The organism is uncultured Endozoicomonas sp. (assembly GCF_947495845.1).
Lineage (GTDB): Bacteria > Pseudomonadota > Gammaproteobacteria > Pseudomonadales > Endozoicomonadaceae > Endozoicomonas.
In genome coordinates this window covers 148,608-168,655 of record NZ_CANMAO010000001.1, presented here as the reverse complement: position 1 = coordinate 168,655, position 20,048 = coordinate 148,608, and the positions used below count along the sequence as shown (strand labels likewise).

General features: G+C 46.4%; 20 protein-coding genes. 10 read left to right on the top strand and 10 right to left on the bottom strand.

The genetic code is table 11. From position 1 onward, the window contains the following. Positions 1-204: 204 nt before the first annotated feature. Positions 205-474, bottom strand: a complete 270-nt coding sequence (locus Q1B11_RS00710; protein ID WP_299725813.1) for a hypothetical protein — start codon at positions 472-474, stop codon at positions 205-207. 234 nt (positions 475-708) lie between these two features. On the opposite strand from Q1B11_RS00710, the gene Q1B11_RS00705 reads away from it, so the two are divergent. The 7 genes from Q1B11_RS00705 to Q1B11_RS00675 all read left to right on the top strand — a co-directional run bounded on the left by Q1B11_RS00705 (position 709) and on the right by Q1B11_RS00675 (position 8,919). Next, positions 709-1,431, top strand: coding sequence for a hypothetical protein (locus Q1B11_RS00705; protein ID WP_299725810.1), 723 nt, complete (start codon positions 709-711; stop codon positions 1,429-1,431). A gap of 144 nt (positions 1,432-1,575) precedes the next feature. Further along, positions 1,576-1,686 (top strand): cytochrome c oxidase subunit CcoM, encoded by a 111-nt coding sequence (gene ccoM, locus Q1B11_RS00700; protein WP_281180376.1) that lies wholly within the window; start codon positions 1,576-1,578, stop codon positions 1,684-1,686. Positions 1,687-1,775: 89 nt separating this feature from the next. After that, the gene (locus Q1B11_RS00695) at positions 1,776-2,804 is read left to right on the top strand and encodes a GTP-binding protein (RefSeq protein WP_299725802.1); all 1,029 of its coding nucleotides are present in this window, start codon (positions 1,776-1,778) and stop codon (positions 2,802-2,804) included. 148 nt (positions 2,805-2,952) lie between these two features. Then, complete coding sequence (locus tag Q1B11_RS00690) at positions 2,953-3,765, top strand: hypothetical protein (RefSeq protein WP_299725799.1); 813 nt, start codon at positions 2,953-2,955, stop codon at positions 3,763-3,765. A 99-nt stretch (positions 3,766-3,864) separates the two neighbouring features. Continuing rightward, a complete protein-coding gene (locus Q1B11_RS00685; RefSeq protein ID WP_299725796.1) occupies positions 3,865-4,518 on the top strand; it encodes a thiopurine S-methyltransferase in 654 nt (217 codons plus the stop codon). 96 nt (positions 4,519-4,614) lie between these two features. After that, positions 4,615-6,906: a DUF748 domain-containing protein gene (locus tag Q1B11_RS00680; protein WP_299725793.1), complete on the top strand. Its 2,292-nt coding sequence runs from the start codon at positions 4,615-4,617 to the stop codon at positions 6,904-6,906. 261 nt (positions 6,907-7,167) lie between these two features. After that, positions 7,168-8,919, top strand: a complete 1,752-nt coding sequence (locus Q1B11_RS00675; RefSeq protein ID WP_299725790.1) for a mechanosensitive ion channel domain-containing protein — start codon at positions 7,168-7,170, stop codon at positions 8,917-8,919. A gap of 131 nt (positions 8,920-9,050) precedes the next feature. Here the strand turns inward: Q1B11_RS00675 and Q1B11_RS00670 are convergent, their stop codons facing one another. Then, positions 9,051-9,788 carry a UPF0149 family protein gene (locus Q1B11_RS00670; protein ID WP_299725788.1) on the bottom strand — a complete coding sequence of 246 codons (738 nt, stop codon included), beginning with the start codon at positions 9,786-9,788 and terminating at the stop codon, positions 9,051-9,053. Positions 9,789-10,337: 549 nt separating this feature from the next. Between Q1B11_RS00670 and nrdD the strand changes: the two genes are divergently transcribed. Together nrdD and nrdG are read left to right on the top strand one after the other, a co-directional pair. Beyond that, positions 10,338-12,458 carry an anaerobic ribonucleoside-triphosphate reductase gene (gene nrdD / locus Q1B11_RS00665; protein WP_299725785.1) on the top strand — a complete coding sequence of 707 codons (2,121 nt, stop codon included), beginning with the start codon at positions 10,338-10,340 and terminating at the stop codon, positions 12,456-12,458. A 6-nt stretch (positions 12,459-12,464) separates the two neighbouring features. After that, entirely contained in the window at positions 12,465-12,935 is a 471-nt protein-coding gene (gene nrdG, locus Q1B11_RS00660) for an anaerobic ribonucleoside-triphosphate reductase-activating protein (RefSeq protein ID WP_299725782.1), read from the top strand. Between the two features lie 274 nt (positions 12,936-13,209). Here the strand turns inward: nrdG and Q1B11_RS00655 are convergent, their stop codons facing one another. The 8 genes from Q1B11_RS00655 to budA all read right to left on the bottom strand — a co-directional run bounded on the left by Q1B11_RS00655 (position 13,210) and on the right by budA (position 19,480). Beyond that, complete coding sequence (locus Q1B11_RS00655; RefSeq protein ID WP_299725779.1) at positions 13,210-13,893, bottom strand: type 1 glutamine amidotransferase domain-containing protein; 684 nt, start codon at positions 13,891-13,893, stop codon at positions 13,210-13,212. Between the two features lie 114 nt (positions 13,894-14,007). Further along, complete coding sequence (locus Q1B11_RS00650; protein ID WP_299725776.1) at positions 14,008-14,631, bottom strand: LysE family translocator; 624 nt, start codon at positions 14,629-14,631, stop codon at positions 14,008-14,010. Positions 14,632-14,828: 197 nt separating this feature from the next. Then, the gene (locus Q1B11_RS00645; RefSeq protein ID WP_299725773.1) at positions 14,829-15,512 is read right to left on the bottom strand and encodes a zinc metallopeptidase; all 684 of its coding nucleotides are present in this window, start codon (positions 15,510-15,512) and stop codon (positions 14,829-14,831) included. Then, the gene (nrdR, locus tag Q1B11_RS00640; protein ID WP_299725770.1) at positions 15,513-15,977 is read right to left on the bottom strand and encodes a transcriptional regulator NrdR; all 465 of its coding nucleotides are present in this window, start codon (positions 15,975-15,977) and stop codon (positions 15,513-15,515) included. Positions 15,978-16,120: 143 nt separating this feature from the next. Continuing rightward, positions 16,121-16,579, bottom strand: coding sequence for an aspartate carbamoyltransferase regulatory subunit (gene pyrI / locus Q1B11_RS00635; RefSeq protein WP_299725767.1), 459 nt, complete (start codon positions 16,577-16,579; stop codon positions 16,121-16,123). Between the two features lie 195 nt (positions 16,580-16,774). Then, positions 16,775-17,698, bottom strand: a complete 924-nt coding sequence (gene pyrB / locus Q1B11_RS00630) for an aspartate carbamoyltransferase (RefSeq protein WP_299725764.1) — start codon at positions 17,696-17,698, stop codon at positions 16,775-16,777. A 72-nt stretch (positions 17,699-17,770) separates the two neighbouring features. After that, the gene (locus Q1B11_RS00625; protein ID WP_299725761.1) at positions 17,771-18,715 is read right to left on the bottom strand and encodes a bile acid:sodium symporter family protein; all 945 of its coding nucleotides are present in this window, start codon (positions 18,713-18,715) and stop codon (positions 17,771-17,773) included. Positions 18,716-18,724: 9 nt separating this feature from the next. Then, positions 18,725-19,480 (bottom strand): acetolactate decarboxylase, encoded by a 756-nt coding sequence (gene budA / locus Q1B11_RS00620; protein ID WP_299725758.1) that lies wholly within the window; start codon positions 19,478-19,480, stop codon positions 18,725-18,727. A gap of 230 nt (positions 19,481-19,710) precedes the next feature. On the opposite strand from budA, the gene Q1B11_RS00615 reads away from it, so the two are divergent. After that, positions 19,711-20,028, top strand: a complete 318-nt coding sequence (locus tag Q1B11_RS00615) for a hypothetical protein (protein ID WP_299725755.1) — start codon at positions 19,711-19,713, stop codon at positions 20,026-20,028. Positions 20,029-20,048: the final 20 nt, after the last annotated feature.

Sequence of the window (20,048 nt, the reverse complement as noted above, 5' to 3'; positions counted from 1 at the left end):
CCAGTTATTAAAAGCCGCGCACGTATCTTAAACTAGCCCACAATGGCAAACCTACCAGTAATTCGTAGCTTTTTGTTTTTTTCTGAAATTGACGTAAAGGCCACAACTGAGTCAACAGATTGCGCATCAAGGCCATCTAAGGCATTGTTTTATCTCTGGTTTCACATACAAAGCCAATCCGTCATTACTTATGCTTCGATCACCTTATGCTTCAATCACCTGCCCCCGGTAAATTCTCTTTGGTACTTTTTTGGCTTCCACGGGTGCTGCCACCACATCATCACCCAGCGCATGAACACACGCTTCCAACAGTAAGCGCGTATCATCCATTTCCGTTTTCAACCTGTATGTCTGCAGTTGATCAACCAGTTGATCGTCAGACAAGCTGATCACCTCATCAAACTCTTCCTTAATGCTCCGTCTTAAGGTCATTAGCTGTTCGATAGAGGTTCTTGATAGGTGAGTTACATGCACTGTTTTATCTCCTTAGTGAAACTAACGAATGACAACGCCCTGTCCTGGTGCCAAAAGAAGCGAGACTTCCCTTGAGCTGCCCTGCATAAACACTTTGCACTGTTTAGAAGAGCAAAACAGATGCCAACTTACTGAACACAGTTCTCACACTTTGAATTTAAAGAATCCACCCCTTGTCTGATAAATTGTCTGATAAACTGCGCGAAAATAATGAAGCCATAATAAGGACATTCCATGTCACTTGATGACAACCCACGCACGCATCCTGATCCCGACCGACACAATCCTGTAGAGGCAGGTATGGCCGGTGATTACTCCATAGCCATTGGCAATATTCTAGGTGAAGCCTGGCAACGCACCGGTGGCGCCAAATGGATTATCCACCTGGCGATGTTCATCTATTTCGGCATCAGCATTCTTGCAGGTATCGGGATCGCCATCATTGCCATGGTACTTCCGGAAAGCGGGATGACGGAGATGTTCTACCAACTACTGATGATGGCGGTCACCACTCCGCTGTGGGCAGGTCTCTGGATGATTGGTCTGCGTCGAGCTGTGGACGCCCCCGTTCGTGCCAGTCAGATTCTGGATTATTTTCATCTGACCCTGCCATTGCTTGGCCTGTATCTACTGATTACTGTTTTCACCGTGCTCGGCTTTTTATTGTTGATTCTTCCCGGCATTTATCTGGCCATTGCTTATTTATTGGCGATACCGTTGATGGTGGATAAAGGCCTTGCCCCCTGGGAAGCTATGGAAGCTTCACGCAAAGCCATCAGCAAGCGCTGGTTTACGGTATTTGGGCTAACACTGGCGATCTCATTTTTGAATCTTTTTGCCATGATTCCCTTCGGCCTTGGTTTGATCTGGACGCTTCCCATGACCAACATTGCCTTTGGTATTTTGTACCGAAATATTTTTGGTTGCAGTGATAAGTCCATGACGGCGACGTTTTAAACAACACAAGGTCAGATAGAATCTGGCCTTAAATACCCGCCATTCCGCAAATTATATTGACCCATATCAATTCCTTTTTCTGCCCACCCTTTACCCTGAACGCATACAAACATTCCAAAAACAATGCATAAGAAGGAAATGACTATGTATCTTGACTCTGTCGTTATCGCAGGGGTTCTCGCGGTTCTGGCAACCATTATCGTTGTCGGTGGTGTTGTCGGGTTTATCATTAAAGATGCCCGCAGAAAACGCTGAAAACCTTTCGCCTGAATCGTGCTGTATCAGGCTATCTATTTTGATTAACCAGTACTGCCTGCTAATATCCGACCAAATAGCAGGGCAGTATGACAATGCAGAAACAAATTCCTACCAACATCATCACCGGCTTTCTGGGTTCTGGTAAAACCACCGCCATTCTTCACCTTCTAAAACAAAAGCCCCCCGAAGAAACCTGGGCTGTGCTGGTGAATGAGTTTGGTGAAATCGGAATCGATGGTGCGTTGCTTGACGGCGCATTGCCTGATGGCGTCACCAAACGAGATGACATCGCCATTCGGGAGGTACCGGGCGGCTGTATGTGTTGTGTTGCCGGCCTGCCCATGCAAATCGGCCTGAATATGTTAATTGCCCGTAGCAAGCCAGATCGCCTGTTGATAGAACCTACCGGCCTTGGTCACCCTCAAGAAATCATCAATACTCTGCAGGGTGATTATTACAACGAACTGTTATCACTCGAAGCCATTGTCTGTCTGGTGGATCCTAGAAATCTGGATCAACCTCATTATCTTGAAAACGATAATTTCCAGGATCAAATTCATCTGGCCGATGTGCTGGTAGCAACCAAAACAGACCTCTGTTCTGATCAACACAAAACGCTATTTGAAACATTTGTAACCCAACTGCCAGAACCATCACCCAAAACAGACTGGATAACCGCCGGTAAGCTACCTGAACAGTGGTTAAGATTACCCCATCAAGCTCGACAGGCCACCAACCCAAAAGCCCATCACTCCGCCAAACAAACCAGCCACCAGCATAATCAAGAGAGGCCAGAATCACTCTCCATTCTCGAAGGGCAGAGCTTTGTACGCAAAGAAAATAAAGGTCAGAACCATTTCAGCTGCGGCTGGCTCTTTGATAACAGCACCCTATTCTCTTTTGACCAACTCTACTCACTGATTCTTGCCCAGAATGCTGAGCGCTTTAAAGCCGTTGTCATCACCGACCAGGGTATAAAAGGCTTTAATATGCAAGATGGGGTTGTCAGCATTATTGATCTGGAAGATGCCATGGACAGTCGGCTGGAAATGATCACCAATCAACCCGTTGACTGGAATGACCTGGAGAAGGCATTGTTAGCCGCTATCGTATAAGTGCCCGATCTATTGACTGGCCATCTTTGCTAGCAAAACTGCCAGTTAATGGAACTCTCATCATTATATCCAGTCCAAAGGTCATTATTTCTTATTTCATTAGCTGTATTAATGAAGCTTTTCTTCTTTATTGAATTCGAATGGACTTATGAGCTTTCCTGCAAACACCCCACCGTTAATGGATCGTGGATTTTCATTACTTCGTAGTGAATCTACAGACAGCAGTGAATCTGGCGGTCGCCTGTCACCGATACAAGCAGAACCAACTGGTGAGGCTTTCGCTTGCAGAAAAGCAGCAGTGCTAGAAGCATTCCGAATTTTGAAACCTGTTTCAGAAGATGCCCCTATCAGAAAAGCCATCAAAGCCATGCGAATCACGGAGAATCCTGCTCATCCAAACTACTCTACCAGAGAGAGTCGTGATGCAAGCTTCCCAGACGGCTTTTCAAACTTTTTCCTTGGTAATATTGATCAGTGGACAGAATCCGGAGCCTTCTATATTGGCCCTGATGATGCTATGAAGTGCTTTTATTGTGGAGGAGGATTCTATGAAATTGAATCTGAAGATTATGCATACGCATGCCATGCCGGACTGTATCCAAATTGCGGCTATATGCAGGAATTACTCGGCCCAAGCACTGTGAGAGCTGTAAATTATTTAACCCCATCGGTTGCCCCATACACACGTTTCCCGCCCCCAAACCCTGACAACGCTGTCGACTACGATAATTTGGACATAAGAGTAGCTCGCTATCTAGCCGCAGAGCCCAATATTCGACATAAAATGAACAGTAACGTAACAGATACCCTTATTGAAACATTCAAAACAGATAATGAAACAATAGATCAGGTTGAAGAGCGCATTGATACATTAGAGAGGCTCGCAGCTTCAGAACAGGTTGACTGCAGTGAATGGACAGCAGAAACCGCAGGTATTAAATACACAGAAGCGTTCTGGTAAGGTCACTTTCGTGACATTCACTGTTTATCTTCTTTCCAAGTGCCGCTATTGTTAGTGATTAACTCTTTCTAATGCCACCCAGAATGCGGGAAAACAATAATGACGGACACTACAGACTGGCAGGCCTTCTGGAAAAACAACGATATTGGCTTCCATCTGGATCAGCCAAACCCTCTACTGGTAAAGCACTGGCCTAAGATTCGTGCCATGCCCGGCAACATGGTGTTTGTCCCTCTGTGCGGCAAAACACTGGACATGGTTGAGCTTCATCAACAAGGGCATTTCGTACTGGGTGCCGAGTTGAGCAATATCGCTGTTGAGGCATTTTTTGCTGAGCAAAAACTCAAAAGCAACCGTCAGCCAGCTGGGGAGCATGAATACTGGTCCTCTGATAATCTCGCTATCATCCATGGTGATTTCTTCACCTTAACAGAGAGCAGTGTACCGGCGCGTTTTGTTTATGATCGAGCTGCACTTGTGGCACTTCCACCAAAGATGCAAGAGCAATATGTTGCCCAGCTGTTACGGATTGCTCCAGATATTGAACAGATCCTATTGCTCACTATCGAATATGATCATCCGGAAAACATCGCCCCACCTTATGTCATCACTCCAGACAGAGTGCATGCGCTATTTGGTGAGCATTTTGAGATAGACCTTCTGGAAAGCAAGGACACCAAGCCCTCAGATAAAAAGCAGAAAATGGGACTTTCAGTTATTACCGAACATGCTTTTAAGCTCGATCGGAAATAATTAAATACCCATCACATTTTTGGACTGATATGATTGACTTTCTCGATTAGCTTTCAAGTGTTGCAAGACACCTGACTCACATCATATCAAACAAAAATGATTAGAAAACTGGCGTCACTTTTCTTAAAAGCAATAACTGCTGTTGCCGTTGTCGGTTTTGTTATTATCCCTCCTTTGCTGCATATAGGAGTCTCTTTGGCTGGTAATCAATTACTAACCAAAGAAGTTAAGCTTGGGGCCGTCTACTTCAACCCATTTACGCTTAACCTGACTCTGGTTGCTCTGGATATTGAAGACACTGCGCAACTGTCGTCAATCTCCATTGATGCCCAATGGCAGGATCTGGCTCAGTTTATCTTTCCGCCTTCTGGCCAACAGCGCACTTTTGCTCTGAACAGCATTCAGATCGATGAGCCGGCCACCAAGCTGATACTTGATAAAAATGGCATCATCAATGTCGCCGCTTTACTCGCGCCAACAGTACAAGAGCCACAAGCTATTCCTGATGAGCCGGGCAAACCTGTTCACTTTCTCGTCAGAGAGACCACACTTCGTAAAGGCAAGTTCCAATTTACGGATCATCAATACACTCACAAGGCGTCACCTTTTCACCTAACCCTTGATCATATTAATCTTGTGGGTCATAACATTGGCTGGCCAGAATCCAGCGCCGACATCACAATCAATACTCACTTAAACGACAGTGCAATCCTAAAAAGCCAACTGCATCTTCAGCTGGCAGAAGACCCATTCAACACCATTGCTTCAGGGGCCATCAGCCTGAAGAAGCTGAACCTACCGGATTTTCAGCCCATTATTTCTAAGTATGCCAACGCAGAGTTAAAAAGCGGCAATTTAAACGTCGAAGCGCAGGTAAACTGGCAGCCTACTGATGGAATAGAGATTGAAAGCAATGCATCGGTAGACAAGCTCCGGATTGATAACACTATCAACCAGGAGCCAGTGGTTCGCTGGCAACACCTGCAAGTAAATGGATTGGCTTATCGTGAAAGTGACAACCGCTTAACTGTCCAGCAGATCGCTTTGAGCGGTCCTGAAGCCGTCATTGCTATTGATGAAAATCTACAAGTTAATCTTGCCGCACTCGCCAAAGAAACGAACAGTACCGCCCAACAACCCTCAGCACCCGGCTATTCTCCAGAAAGCTCTCCAGAGAAAGATAACGCCCGGGATTTCAGCCTGGCAATAAAGACATTTTCCATCGCAAACGGTGCCATGGACTTTTCCGATCGTTCTTTTGAGCCGGGTTTTGCAACCCCTATCGTCAACCTCAATGGTAAAGTCTCCGGCTTTGATTCCAAAAGTCAGACACCAGCCACCATCGACATCGCTGGGAGAGTTGACCGCTACGCCCCGGTAACGATTCAGGGAGCCATAAACCCATCATCGCCCCTTGACCAAACCAATCTCTCAATGTCGTTCAAAAATCTTGAACTAACGACACTAACACCCTATTCCGGACGATTTGCCGGATACTCCATTCAGAAAGGTCGGATGCATCTGGATCTGAATTACGGTATTCGTAATCACCAACTTTCCGCCACCAATGAGATGTTGCTGGACAAACTGATACTGGGCAGCAAAGTCGACAGTGACGAAAGCGTTGACCTGCCGATTCGCCTTGCAATTGCCCTGCTCAAAGACCGAAATGGTCAAATTGATATTAAGCTGCCAGTCAGTGGTGATTTGGATAACCCGGAATTCAAGCTTGGCCCTATTATCCGCACGGCGTTGTTTAATTTAATTACCAATCTTATCTCAGCTCCCTTTGATCTGCTGGCATCACTGGTCGGCGGCAGTGCTGAAGAGATGCAGTTCATCAATTTTGCACCCGGTGAATTTTCACTCCAGCAATACCAGCAAATCGAATCTCTGGATAAACTGGCAAAAGCACTTCAGGAAAGACCTGAACTGCAACTGGAAGTAACAGGCAAAACCGCCAACCAGTCGGACTGGCCTCTGGTGGCAGAAAAACTGCTGAATGAACAACTGTATAAATCTTGGATCAATACGCTGGAAAGCCAGCAGCAGCCAATTCCGGAATCCACATCCTTATCCATGATAAATCCAGATATTCATTTGCAACTGCTGACCCAAGTCGCCACTAAAATGAATGACTCTGGTCGTGCAACTATCGCGCTGGAAAACAATAATATAGCCAGTATTACTGAACAGCTGATTCAGCAATGGCCCTACAATGAAGCAGCCATGAGAGAGCTTGCGATCGACCGAGCTAAAGAAATTAAAGACTACCTGATGAACGAGGGTGGTTTGGCGCCTGAGCGTATCTATCTGCTGGATGTGCAACACCTGGCGAAAGGCACTGAGGAACAAATAGCTACGGAATTACAATTGGATGCAGGGTAAGCAGCCAGCCAACCAATAAACGTCAGTGAACTTTTTCTACCGAGCCATCTGCAGCACCTAATACCAATGACGTTTTGAAATTTTGGAGCGAGCAAGTTATTTTGGGCGACTGGACAAGGCGAAGAGACGAGTCATAGCTGTAGCTATGGCGAGGAACTTCAACGCTGATCCAGTCGGTAAAAATAGCTGCGCAGCCCATAATTTAAAAACAGAATTGGTATAAACTACACAGGAGACTGATATCTAATCTGGAGGTCTCCAGTGCTTCGAACTTTACTTCTGTCACTTTTCTTCTGCTCATTAGTTAATGCCGCCGACAATCAAGACTCGCCTCAAGAACCCAAAGCGCCACCGCCGCCATTAACGGCTGAACTGCAAAAACAATACAAAACCGCATCTGCTGCCATCAAGGCAACAGAAATCAAAATGAAAAAAATGGAGGCTAATTGGGGGAAAACACAATCCGAAGTCAACAGAGACCTCATACAACAACAGACATCCGTCGATATCAATTTGTTAACGAAGCAAATAAACGACACCATAAAACAATTACAAGCCAGTCCGGCAACCATTGACGCGCCCAAACGCATTGTTGATCTGGTCCATGCAGAAAACCGTTTCTTCGAGCAGCGGTTAACGTTTGCCTCCACCGATCTGCAAAATCTTTTTGCCAAATACGAACATGCCACCATCGATCAGCAAGTCCTGACTATTTTCAATATTGATGATTTTTACCACTACATCAACATCCTGATGGTTGAGCGCGAAAAAAATCTTAAATTACTGCAAAGCATGGGTATAGACGTCACTGATCAAGAAGATGAATTGAATCAGGAAATCACCCTGTACGCCGATTTCATGGCCTCTTTTCTGCGCAGCAATGCCCGCCAGAATTCACTGTTACAGGATGAGTTAAAGACGCTTCCTGCAGATGCACGAAGCACATTAGAGGCGAAAGCCGCCTCTCAGAACCGATTGGTGCAAAGTGCAGTGGCCAACCTGAAAGACGTCGTTATGATTATGGAAGACCAAGATCTGCCGGTTGAGCAATATAACGAATTGCTGTTCAAAACCACCGGCAACCTTGCCGAAGCCGTTTTCAATCTGGATACCATGAAAGCGGTGGTTGCCGGGCTTTGGGTGGATCTCACCGCATGGTTAAAATCCAATATCTCCAGCATGCTCTCAAGGATCATTCTTTTTGTTCTGTTAATGATTGGTGCCGTGCTACTGGCTCGACTGGTTCGTCTGCTGATATCCCGGGCTGTCACCCATAAAAAAGCCGGTTTCAGCACATTGGTTCAGGATTTTTTTATAAAAGTCGGTGGCAATATCGTCATTATCTTTGGCGTCTTGTTTTCGTTAGCCCAAATAGGTTGGGATTTAACGCCGGTACTGACCGGTCTCGGAGTCGCCGGTATCGTGATCGGTTTTGCCCTGCAAGATACCCTTTCTAACTTTGCTTCTGGCATGATGATTTTGATCTATCGCCCGTTTGATGTGGGGGATTTTGTCGAAGCCGGTGGCGTTGCGGGTAAAGTGGGCAAAATGAGTCTGGTAAATACCACCATCCGAACCTTTGATAATCAGGTGTTTATGGTTCCCAATGCAAAAATCTGGGGTGAAACCATTAAGAACATGACCGCTGAGCGGATTCGCCGGGTGGATATGGTGTTTGGTGTCGCCTATGGCGATCAGATCGAGCGCGTCGAAACCATTCTCTGCGATATCGTCACCAGCCATCCAAGTACTTTGAAAACACCAGAACCCATGATCAAGGTTCATGTACTCAATGAGTCTTCAGTCGACTTTATTGTACGACCATGGGTAAAAACAGATGATTACTGGGATGTTTATTGGGATATCACGCGGGAAGTAAAGATTCGGTTTGATCGGGAAGGTATAACCATTCCATTCCCTCAAAGGGAGCTGCACTTTCATGGAAGTGAAGATAAAAATAAAGATGGAAATGGGACCGGAAGCTTTCCTTCCGGCGATGTTAACATTGCCTAAGTAGTTGGCCAGGTTCTCTGCAAGGCGCAACGGCGGAAGCATAGCGAGCTATGTGACCAGAGTTGCAACGCAGACAGAGGACCTGATCAATGATTCAGAAAATATGATTTCAAGTGGTTAACTACTTAAGGTTATTTTTCCCCGCAGCACTTCTTGTATTTTTTACCGCTGCCACAGCTGCATGGGTCATTCCGCCCCACCTTAGTCACCATAACCGGGGCGGTTTTTGCAGTAGATACCTGCCAGATCTTACGAATATCATGACACATGACGGCCATTTCCCGAGCGACGGCAGGCATGGCATCAAGCATTTTATTCACATTTGGACCACCGGGCTTCTTTGCTTTTTCCAGCAGGCTATCTGCACGACTCCAAACGTTCAACAGAAGCATACAGCTGGACCAGGATTCTTCCATAGGCTTAACCTTGGGGTGTTTCAACACCTGAGTCCATACATCCATCAGCAGTTCACTGCCCTGGCCATAACCCATGGCCCATTCCTTCAGACGAGAAAAGTTCGATGAATAAATATCTTCTGCACGACACTCTTCGGGCAATACTTCCTGACCAGAGGTAATGGTGTGCCTTATTTTTTCCAGAAGGTTGAAAAGGATGTGACGAACATCATCCTCCTGCTCCTTAGACGTAAACACCGGTTGTTTCGATGCCAAAGCCAACGCCATCCAGCGATCGGGAGTGACAGTGACCGGAGAGTTCGCAATAGCAAACATAAGCCCTTTAATGGCGGTGACCGTCATGGTTCTACCATGATCCGGCGGGCAGGAAACAAGATAGGCTGACAGCATCTTTTCCTGCATAGGATCATATTCACAGTTTGCCAGGGCAACTTTTCCGTGACTTGGGCTCAACTCACTCTCCACATCGATGTTCAAAAAGGGTGGCTGATCATCGCACCAACGCTGCCTTTCAGCAATAAGTACCCAACCATATGAAATCGAATATTTCTGGCTCAGTGGTTGGTTACTATGCAAGGCACATTGGAGTGAGCATAGCTGTAGCTATGTGATCGAAGATGTAACGTAGCACGACTGAATTGATACAGGAGGTAGAGCAACGCAGGAGCAAGTTGCCGAGAGTGGCTAACCAATGAGTTAGAAAATCTGATTTCATATGATTGGGTGCTTTTGTCAATTAACCCAACATAACGGTATCTACCTAGACGACATATATCCTTTGATTGCACTTATGCTCCGCCGTCAGTGATCCCTGACTTTTCTACTCAACAAGGTAATTCCGGTGAATTTTGCGTTTTGTCAATATTGCAGAACGCGAAATTTTGGAGGATCATTACCACCGAAAACACTACATCTAGTGCTTAATTAAACACCACACCACAATCTATTGACATCGCTCGGTACTATGAGTCAGATGCCTTTTTCTTATTCTCGGAGTTACCCATGACAGAGATCATCAAACGTGATGGCTCACGGCAGCCTTTTGATGCAGAACGAATTGTCAAAGCCGTCGCCAGCGCCTTGAATGATGCTCATATCAAGGATAACGATTTTGCGGAATACGTTGGTAAAAAAGTGGCCAACACCGTTGCGCCTCAGGAGCAGGTGGACATCTACGATATTCAGAATCAGGTAGAAGACCTGATGATGAGTAGCGAACACCACAATGCTGCCCGTAAATACATTGAATACCGCCAGACCCGTGATATCGAACGGGAGTCGCGTAATGCTCTCAGCAAAGACATTCTCAGCATTATCAACCAGGATAATGAAGAGATCATGAACGAAAACGCTAACAAAGACAGTCAGATAATCCCAACTCAACGGGATTTGCTGGCAGGCGTTGTTGCTCGTCATTATGCTAAGCAGCACATCCTGCCAAGGCACATTACTGAAGCCCATGACCGTGGTGAAATTCACTATCACGATCTGGACTATTCTCCCTTCTTCCCAATGTTCAACTGCATGTTGATCGATATCGAAGGGATGATGACCAATGGCTTCCGTATGGGTAATGCGGAAATTGAAACGCCGAAGTCCATCACAACCGCGGCGGCCATTACTGCTCAAATCATTGCTCAGGTGTCCAGCCATATCTATGGCGGCACCAGCATCAATGATATTGATCGAATTCATGCGCCCTACGTCACCAAAACCTACGAAAAGCATCTTCAGCAAGGTATGCGCTGGATTGGCGATGAGCAGAAAGCCCGCGACTTTGCCATGGAAATGACCGAGAAAGATTGCAACGACGCATATCAGGCGTTGGAGTACGAGGTCAACACACTGCACACCGCTAATGGACAGACGCCGTTTGTTACTTTCGGTTTTGGTCTGGGAACCAGCTGGGAAGAGCGTCTGGTGCAGAAGTCCATTTTGCAGAACCGTATTCGTGGTCTGGGCAAAAACCGCAAGACACCGGTATTTCCAAAACTGGTCTTTGCCATCCGTAAAGGCGTGAACTTTGCCCAAGAAGATCCTAACTACGATATCAAACAACTGGCTCTTGAGTGTGCCAGTAAGCGTATGTATCCGGATATTTTGAACTACGACAAGCTGGTAGAAGTCACTGGCAGTTTTAAAACCCCTATGGGCTGTCGTTCATTCCTTGGCGTTTATGAAGAAGAAGGTAAGTTAATTCACGACGGACGTAACAATCTAGGCGTGGTTTCCCTGAACTTGCCGCGTATTGCTATTGAAAGTAGGGGCAGTGAAGAAACATTCTACCAATTATTGGAAGAGCGCCTGAAGGTAGCTAAAGACGCCCTCATGAGTCGCATTCATCGACTGGATAATGTCCGTGCCAGAGTCGCGCCAATCCTTTACGTCGAGGGTGCTTGCGGTGTTCGCTTAAAGCCAGACGACAAGGTCAGTGAGATTTTCAAAAACGGTCGTGCCTCCATTTCTCTGGGCTATATTGGTGTCCATGAAACCATCAATGCTCTGTATGGCAATGGTGATATCTACGACAGTGAAGCGCTCCGCCAAAAAGGTGTGGCCATCATTGAAACACTGCGAGCGGCAGTCAATCAGTGGAAAGAAGAAACCGGGTACGGCTTTAGCCTTTACTCGACACCCAGCGAAAGTCTCTGCGACCGCTTTTGTCGCTTAGACAAGAAAAAGTTTGGTGTGATTGAAGGCGTAACGGAAAAGGGTTACTACACCAACTCCTTCCATCTGGATGTCGAGAAAAAAGTAAACCCATACGACAAAGTAGACTTTGAGCAGGTGTATCCTAAACACGCCAGTGGCGGTTTTATCTGTTACGGCGAATACCCGAACATGGTCAACAATCTCAAAGCTCTGGAAAACGTCTGGGACTATACTTACGACAAAGTGCCTTACTACGGCACTAATACCCCTAATGATTCCTGCTACAGCTGTGGCTACGAAGGTGAATTCAATGCCACCAGTCGTGGCTTTGAATGTCCACAGTGTAAAAACCGGGATTCAGACCGCATGTCGGTTACCCGTCGTGTTTGTGGATATCTCGGCCAACCCAATAGTCGCCCTTTTATCAAGGGTAAGCAGGAAGAAGTGGTTCGTCGTGTGAAACATCTGTAATCCGCTATGAATTATCTGCAGTATTATCCTATTGACGTGGTCAATGGTGAAGGCACTCGCTGTACGCTATTCGTAAGCGGATGCGAGCATTTCTGTAAAGGATGCCATAACTCATCAACATGGGATGCCCGCAAGGGGCATCCTTTGGATCAGACTATGGAAGACAGAATTATTAAAGACCTGGGCGATGCGCGCATCAAGCGTGATGGGCTGTCACTGTCAGGCGGTGACCCACTGTATCCCGGTAATCTCACGGGGATTCTTAAACTGGTTAAAAGAGTCAAAGGAACCTATCCAGAGAAGAATGTTTGGCTTTGGACGGGTTACACCATTGAAGAGCTGAGCACAGCCCAGAAAGAGATCATCCAATACGTTGACGTGATGATTGATGGTCGTTTTGAGCTGGACGAAAGAGACTTAAGTTTACCTTGGAGAGGCAGCAGCAATCAGCGCATTATAAAACTCACCAATGGCTAGAAGGCGTTTTGAATTTAACATATGTCGAATTTTTAATTGAAAGTACCCCATGATCGCCAAAAAATATGAATTTTCGGTATAAGGAGAACTTTCAGGATCAAATAGAGTCCCAAAAAAGCACTCATCTTCTGTAATTGCTTTCCACTGAGCTCAGCATTAGCCAAGGAAAACGTGGAGCAACTAACCGGAAGAACCGACAAAATCAGGCAATTAATCAACGAGGCTTTCAGCCCGGCAGACCAGTGAAACGCATGTTTTTACGGCCTCTAAGCAATTACCCGAGTTGTTCGAGTAATTTTTCTGCCACCAACGCAGAGCTGGCTGGATTTTGACCAGTAATCAACAAACCATCCTGCACAGCAAACGGATACCAATCGTCAGCTTTCTGATAGTTACCTCCACGCGCTTTCAGAGCATCTTCCAGCAGAAACGGCACTACCTCCGACAACTGCACCGCATCTTCTTCAGTGTTACTGAAACCGGTCACCGCCTTACCTTCTACAACAGAACTACCATTGTCGTTTTTAACGTTCAGCAATGCGGCACTGGCATGACACACTGTTGATACTGGCTTGCCGCTCAGCAACATTTTCTCAATGAGATCAACAGAGTCTTTGTTATCTACCAGATCCCATAGCGGGCCGTGACCACCGGGGTAAAACACAGCATCAAACTCAGATGCATCAACCTCAGATAACTTCATGGTCTGTGCTAACTGAACCTGAGCATGGTCGTCTAAGTCAAAGCGGCGAGTGGCATCGGTCTGAAAATCGGCCAACTCACTCTTTGGATCAATGGGTGGCTGACCACCGGCCGGAGACGTTAAAAATACTTCAGCACCAGCATCACGAAAGACATAGTAAGGCGCTGCAAACTCCTCCACCCAAAAACCCGTCTTCTCACCCGTATTACCCAGTTTATCGTGAGAGGTAAGTACCATTAATATCTTATGCGCCATCAATATTTCCTCATCATCTGTCACTTAATTTTGGTTGCAAGATGCAGTTATTCCTATCTGTAACGAACGAGTAGAACCTGAGCTACTATAGTTCAATTTTTGCAACAACAGTCATTACCCAACCGCTAGCCAGACACCAACGCCCATCATTAAAGAGCCGGCGATTCGGTTCATAACTCGTACATTTCCACTCTTTTGTAAGAAGTGTCGCAACGTTCTACCACCAGCGGCGTACATCATCAGGCACATAAATTCGATCAATAGAATCAATACAATCAGAATGGTTAACTGTGGTGCCATTGCCTGATCCGCTGAAATAAACGGCGGCAACAATGAAATGAAAAATGCCCAGCCTTTAGGGTTGGCAACGGCGGTGACAAACCCCTGAACCACTAATTCTTTAATACCCGTATGCCGCGGCTGTTCGCCTTCCAGAGGTATCGCCATCTTTCCTTTCGACAGCCACATCTGTACACCAAGATAAAACAAATAGGCGCCACCCACCCACTTAAACATAGAAAAGGCTTCCGGATAGTTCAGCATGACGGCCGCAACACCCAGAACAGAAAGGGTTGCAACCAGACCAACGCCTACTAATTCACCCGCCATCATCCACAATGCACGACGAAAGCCCACTGTCATACCCAACGTCATCGAGAGCGTCATGCACATACCTGGCGTGGCAGAAACAAAGAAAAATGTCGGAACGAAAAGCGCCAGCAAAGAAGGACTGACCATACAGAATGTACATCCCTGTTAAAGTTAAGTGTAAGGAGCCGTGCCTGAATAACTTCAATGCTCAGAGACGTGTTTTCCGTTTACCGTTTTCCGTAAAAGCACAAGCATCAAGGTATTACGGGTAACGGAACACGGACAACGGTTCTGGTTAAATATGGAAGTTATTTTTGGCAGTTCCTAAGTAATCTAATTAAAGGTTATCGACGGAGAATAGCGATCCACCGACCTATATTCAGCAAGCTGGCAAGAGCAGCGGCCACATAAGTCATCGCTGCGGCCTTAAGCACCTTTCTTGCACCCGGCATATCCTGGCTGGAGAGATACCCGTCTTCAAGAATGGGCAGTGCCTTATTAAAACTGGCATCCATTTCCACCGGCAGATTCATCAACTGAACCCACAAAGCAGCGACCATACCGGAAGCCCCCAACAATAGCGTAATTAGGGTACTTTGAGGCAATCGTGTCAACAAGAATATAAACGGAGTGACCATCAACGCCAACACACTGAAGCGCTCAATCATGATGGCAGTTTTAATTCGACGCTGTCGCCGCATAAAACCGGGATTCTGCTCCTGATGCTGCAGCGCATGGCTGACTTCATGGGTTGCAACAGCGACGGCAGCAACGGTTTTACCGCGAAAGTGAGAAGCGGAAAGCGACACAACTTTCCCTTCCGGGTCATAATAATCTTCGCCTTCCTGGCCTTCTCGAACGCTCACCCCTTCGAGGTGGTAACGCTCAATAAGATGTTCTGCCAGTTCGCTTCCAGTGCCTTGGAGATCCGGCCGGTCTTTTCCATATTTGCGAAGGGTACTTTTTACCCAATACTGGGGACCAAAAACCAGCGCTAAAATAGCCAGCATTAAGATAATCAGAGGCATTCAGACTCCCTTGTCTTCAGTCTCCAGACGATCAATTTCTTCCCGGAACTCATTTAAATCTTTGAAGTGTCGGTACACTGAGGCAAAGCGAATGTAAGCCACTTCATCCAGCTTTTTAAGCTCACGCATGACTTCTTCACCAAGAATTCGGGAGCTGACTTCCCGTTCGCCCATGGCGCGAAGGCGATGAATGATACGGCTCAGGGCTTCTTCCAGCGGCTCAACACCCACAGGGCGTTTTTCCAGAGCGCGAGCCATACCAGCCCGAAGCTTATCTTCATGGAAAGGCTCACGGGTGCCATCCCTTTTTACCAATCTCGGCATTAACAGTTCCGCCGTTTCGTAACTGGTAAAACGCTCAACACAGGTCAGGCACTCACGACGTCGACGTACCTGACTGCCTTCGGCAACCAATCGTGAGTCAATAACCTTGGTGTCAGCTGCACCACAAAATGGACAATGCATTGAGCAGAATAATCCTTATTAATTGAATGAGCCTAGAACGTGCCTGAAGTAAGCAACTTTTAACAATAATAACCACCTACAGCTTTATTACAAGACGGCTTTACAGGGTATTTATTGGTTTAACATCATTTAAACAAAATCAATTATTTGAGCTCTGCAACAATCTCCTTACTGAAGATTTTTTCACAGTAGCGACATTTTAACTGGGTGTCATCTCTGACATGACGAAGATAAAAAAAACTGTCCACCGGCTCGTTATGCGTAATGCAATTTGAATTAGGGCACGAAAAAGCGCCACTGAGTGTCTCCGGTATTGTCATGGCAAACTTATCAACAACCCGATAATCATCGATCACATTAATCGTGGCTGAAGGGGCAAACAACGCCAGTTCGTTGGCTTCCTGCTCCGTAAACATTCTGCCTTCAACTTTGATAATGTCCTTAAAGCCCAGAGCTTTGCTCGGCAGATTAAAGCCTACGGTAATTCGCGCTTTGCTATCCAGCAAATGAAGACGATCCAGAATCTTAACCCCTTGCCCTGCGGCAATATGATCAATCACCGTCCCCTGGCAGATGGCCTCAACCTGAAGTTTGTTTCCCATTCAATAATCCTCAAATACTGTTCGGTAGATTGCCTAAGCAGTTGGCCATATGGAATTGAATATTTCTGGCTGAGTGGGCTGTTACTATGCAAGGCACAACGCAGGGAGCATAGCTGTAGCTATGTAACCGGAGTTGTAACGCCGCAGAGTGACTGTCCACTTAGTCAGAAAATATGATTTCATGTGGTTAACTACTTATAAACCCGTTTCGTTCAGAATCAGTGCCAGTAACGCCTGTCTTGCATAAACACCATTACGAGCCTGTTCAAAATAGTAAGCGTGGGGCGTTTGATCCACTTCAACGGCAATTTCATCCACCCTGGGTAATGGGTGCAGCACTTTCAAATGCTCGGGTGCGGTTTTCAGGGTTTCGTTGGTCAGCACGTATTTTGAGGCGATATGTTTGTACTCCGTTTCATCAAATCGTTCTTTTTGTACACGGGTCATATACACAATATCCGTATTGGCGATCACCTCTTCAATGGTATCCGACCTTTGCCAGCGAATGCCTTTTTCATCCAGCTCCTGCAGAAGGTAATCCGGCATGGCCAAAGCGTCCGGAGCAATAAAATTAAACGTAGCATTAAAATGAGTGAGCGCTTGTGCCAGAGAGTGCACTGTTCTTCCGTACTTTAAATCACCAACAAACGTCACTGTCAGATTATCCAGCTGCCCCTGACATTCTTTGATACTAAATAGGTCCAGCAGCGTCTGTGTCGGGTGCTGGTTAGCACCGTCGCCACCATTAATGATGGGTACGCCCGAAAACTCAGATGCCATGCGCGCCGCACCTTCCTTCGGGTGTCGCATAATAATGGCATCCGTGTAGGAGCTGACCATTCTGATAGCATCCGCCAGGGTTTCTCCTTTTTTTGCCGATGTATTGCCGCCATCGGCAAAACCAATCAGCGTTCCACCTAGCCGATGTATAGCGGTTTCAAAAGAGAGCCTTGTGCGGGTAGATGCTTCAAAAAAACAACTGGCGATGACTTTGCCATTAAGCAGGGTGGGATGAGGTGTTTCTTTTAAAATTGCCGCAACGTCCAGAATTTGTTCCATATCTTCCCGAGATAAATCGGCGATCGATACAATATCCCGGTTATAAAACCTGTTATCCATAACCTTGTCCTTCATAAACTGCGTTCGCACCATTATCTAAACAACTATTTAATCAGCTTACCCCGTCCTCGATTAACATTCAGCCCTATCTTCATCGTGCTCTATATTCTTACAAGGTCGGATAGACCAGTAACCGGCAAGGGCAGCACCAAATATGTTCTGAAAAATACTGAAAATAGCCGATGGAATCGCAGTTAAAGAAGAAAAATGCTGGATAGCAATTGCTGCCGACATACCGCTATTTTGCGTACCCACTTCAATGGCAATGGTTCGAGCAGACGCAAAATCCTGCCCACTGGACAACGCCAGTATATAACCCAAAGATAAGCCGAGCAGATTATGCAAAACCACAGCAACCACCAGCATTACACTGAGATGAGCCAGATTAGCAACATTTAAAGCAACAATAATGCAGATTGCACTCGCTATGCCAAAGCTGGCAATACTCGGCAAAATCGGTACCACCCGGGAAACCAATTTAGGCAGCCAGGCTTTACAAAGCATTCCACCAAGGACTGGCAATAAAATCATTTGCGCGATACTGAGTAAAATACCCAGCCGGTCGACCTCCACAACCGAGTCGAGATAGTAGCCTGCAAGCAATGGCGTAAAGAGGATAGACAGTAACGTTGATACTGTCGTCATACTAACGGAAAGCGCAACACGGCCTCCGGCCAAATAAGCCAGTACATTCGATGCCGTCCCTCCAGGCGCAGCTCCCACAAGCACCATGCCTGTTAGCAATTCAGGCGACAGCCCCAAGGCAATACTGACCGCCCACGCGACAGCAGGCATCACCAAAAACTGAAGCAATACACCAATTGCCAGAGCCTGCGGTTGTTTAAGTGTTCGCAGTACATCTTCCATTGAGATAGTCATCCCCATGGAAAACATAATCGTTGCCATAATAGGAATTAATGCGGGTTTGAACGTTGAAACTTCTACATGGAAATAAAAGCCCACAGTGCTGGCAATGATGATCCATAAAGGCAACAACAAACCTAACAACGCTCTCATACCAGTGCCTCAATGGGTGGTGTTTTCGACGGGCAACTGCAACTCAAGATGTGAGGCCTGATTCAGTTTCACGATTCCAGAATCCGTGATCAACTCCAAAACATGCCCACCGAAGCTGCGACCAGTATCGATAAAATGGAAGTGATAGCCCGCTACATTGATTCCACTCATAGAATCAGGCGCTCTGAACCCGACCAAGGTGCCTTCAACATCTTTGTATTCAAAGCGCACTTCATCTGTTTTCAGAACATCTGCCAAAGGCCGGAAGGGCTTCGACTGTTTTGGAACACTTCTAACCAGCAACTGCTTAAACCGCCCATCAATGCGAATGGCATGAATCAAATCCTGATCACGGATGCGCTGATCAATAAAACGGCCAAGCTGGTTGAGTGTCAGTGCTTCAACCACTGAAAATGTCTGTGTGGCACGGAATGGGATAACAATGGCAAATGGGGTTTTGCTGTCTCCAGCCACCAGCGATGCCACCCCATGATCATCAACCCGATAGAACTGACCATCAACCGCCACCATCTCACCATCGACGCCGCTCAATGTGCCCAGCCCAAAGTCACCATTTTTGGCCAGCTCTGACAATGTTAGCCGTCCTTCCAATTGCCCCTTTAGCAGAGCATCAAGCGTTGAATATTGAAAAACACGGGAGATTGCTGGCTTATGCTCGGCAAAAACCAAAGTAGGCAAAAAGAATAGAGATAGCAACGCAAAGAGGGCTGCGTGAGTCAATGTCGATAAATAGTGCTTCCCCATGGGAACCGCTCCTCTTATCAGTCAACCAGTCCACCAAACCATTGGCAACTGAAGGCTTTCAGGATTGGACTTTTTCAACTTGCCTTAGTTCCCAAGAAGTTAAAAGCACCTTCATTTCTGCACCTCATTTTATAGTAGAAATACTGCACAAACTCAGACTAATGTCTAATCGTAAGCCACCTTTCTATAAGCTACTATCGAATTTTTCAGGCATACATGGAGGAATAGCAATGAATTTTTGCCCTTCTATCAACCTGATCGGCAACCGGTGCCTATCAGCACCTTTGATTCAGGATACTCAGCTGGCCAGAAGCCAGAAATTTGCGGAAGAGATGTCATTTGCCGCAGCCCTGTTCAAGCAGTTTCATATTCGGCATATACCGGATACCGGGCAAGCATTTGTCTTGCACCGACTGTGGCTGAAAATGAAAAAACGCCGGGTCACCAAAAAAGAAAAATCCGAGCAATTATGGTTTGGTAAAAGGCAACCTGAAGAGCACCAAGACAGCTTTGACAGTCAGCACTCAATAGATAGAGTCCTGCCATAATCGCCTCAAAAACCATGGGC

Coding starts and splice junctions, on each gene's coding strand:
- Q1B11_RS00705 (WP_299725810.1), top strand. CDS start 709: ATGTCACTTGATGACAACCCACGCACGCATCCTGATCCCGACCGACAC.
- ccoM (WP_281180376.1), top strand. CDS start 1,576: ATGTATCTTGACTCTGTCGTTATCGCAGGGGTTCTCGCGGTTCTGGCA.
- Q1B11_RS00695 (WP_299725802.1), top strand. CDS start 1,776: ATGACAATGCAGAAACAAATTCCTACCAACATCATCACCGGCTTTCTG.
- Q1B11_RS00690 (WP_299725799.1), top strand. CDS start 2,953: ATGAGCTTTCCTGCAAACACCCCACCGTTAATGGATCGTGGATTTTCA.
- Q1B11_RS00685 (WP_299725796.1), top strand. CDS start 3,865: ATGACGGACACTACAGACTGGCAGGCCTTCTGGAAAAACAACGATATT.
- Q1B11_RS00680 (WP_299725793.1), top strand. CDS start 4,615: ATGATTAGAAAACTGGCGTCACTTTTCTTAAAAGCAATAACTGCTGTT.
- nrdD (WP_299725785.1), top strand. CDS start 10,338: ATGACAGAGATCATCAAACGTGATGGCTCACGGCAGCCTTTTGATGCA.
- nrdG (WP_299725782.1), top strand. CDS start 12,465: ATGAATTATCTGCAGTATTATCCTATTGACGTGGTCAATGGTGAAGGC.
- Q1B11_RS00655 (WP_299725779.1), bottom strand. CDS start 13,893: ATGGCGCATAAGATATTAATGGTACTTACCTCTCACGATAAACTGGGT.
- Q1B11_RS00650 (WP_299725776.1), bottom strand. CDS start 14,631: ATGGTCAGTCCTTCTTTGCTGGCGCTTTTCGTTCCGACATTTTTCTTT.
- Q1B11_RS00645 (WP_299725773.1), bottom strand. CDS start 15,512: ATGCCTCTGATTATCTTAATGCTGGCTATTTTAGCGCTGGTTTTTGGT.
- nrdR (WP_299725770.1), bottom strand. CDS start 15,977: ATGCATTGTCCATTTTGTGGTGCAGCTGACACCAAGGTTATTGACTCA.
- pyrI (WP_299725767.1), bottom strand. CDS start 16,579: ATGGGAAACAAACTTCAGGTTGAGGCCATCTGCCAGGGGACGGTGATT.
- pyrB (WP_299725764.1), bottom strand. CDS start 17,698: ATGGATAACAGGTTTTATAACCGGGATATTGTATCGATCGCCGATTTA.
- Q1B11_RS00625 (WP_299725761.1), bottom strand. CDS start 18,715: ATGAGAGCGTTGTTAGGTTTGTTGTTGCCTTTATGGATCATCATTGCC.
- budA (WP_299725758.1), bottom strand. CDS start 19,480: ATGGGGAAGCACTATTTATCGACATTGACTCACGCAGCCCTCTTTGCG.
- Q1B11_RS00615 (WP_299725755.1), top strand. CDS start 19,711: ATGAATTTTTGCCCTTCTATCAACCTGATCGGCAACCGGTGCCTATCA.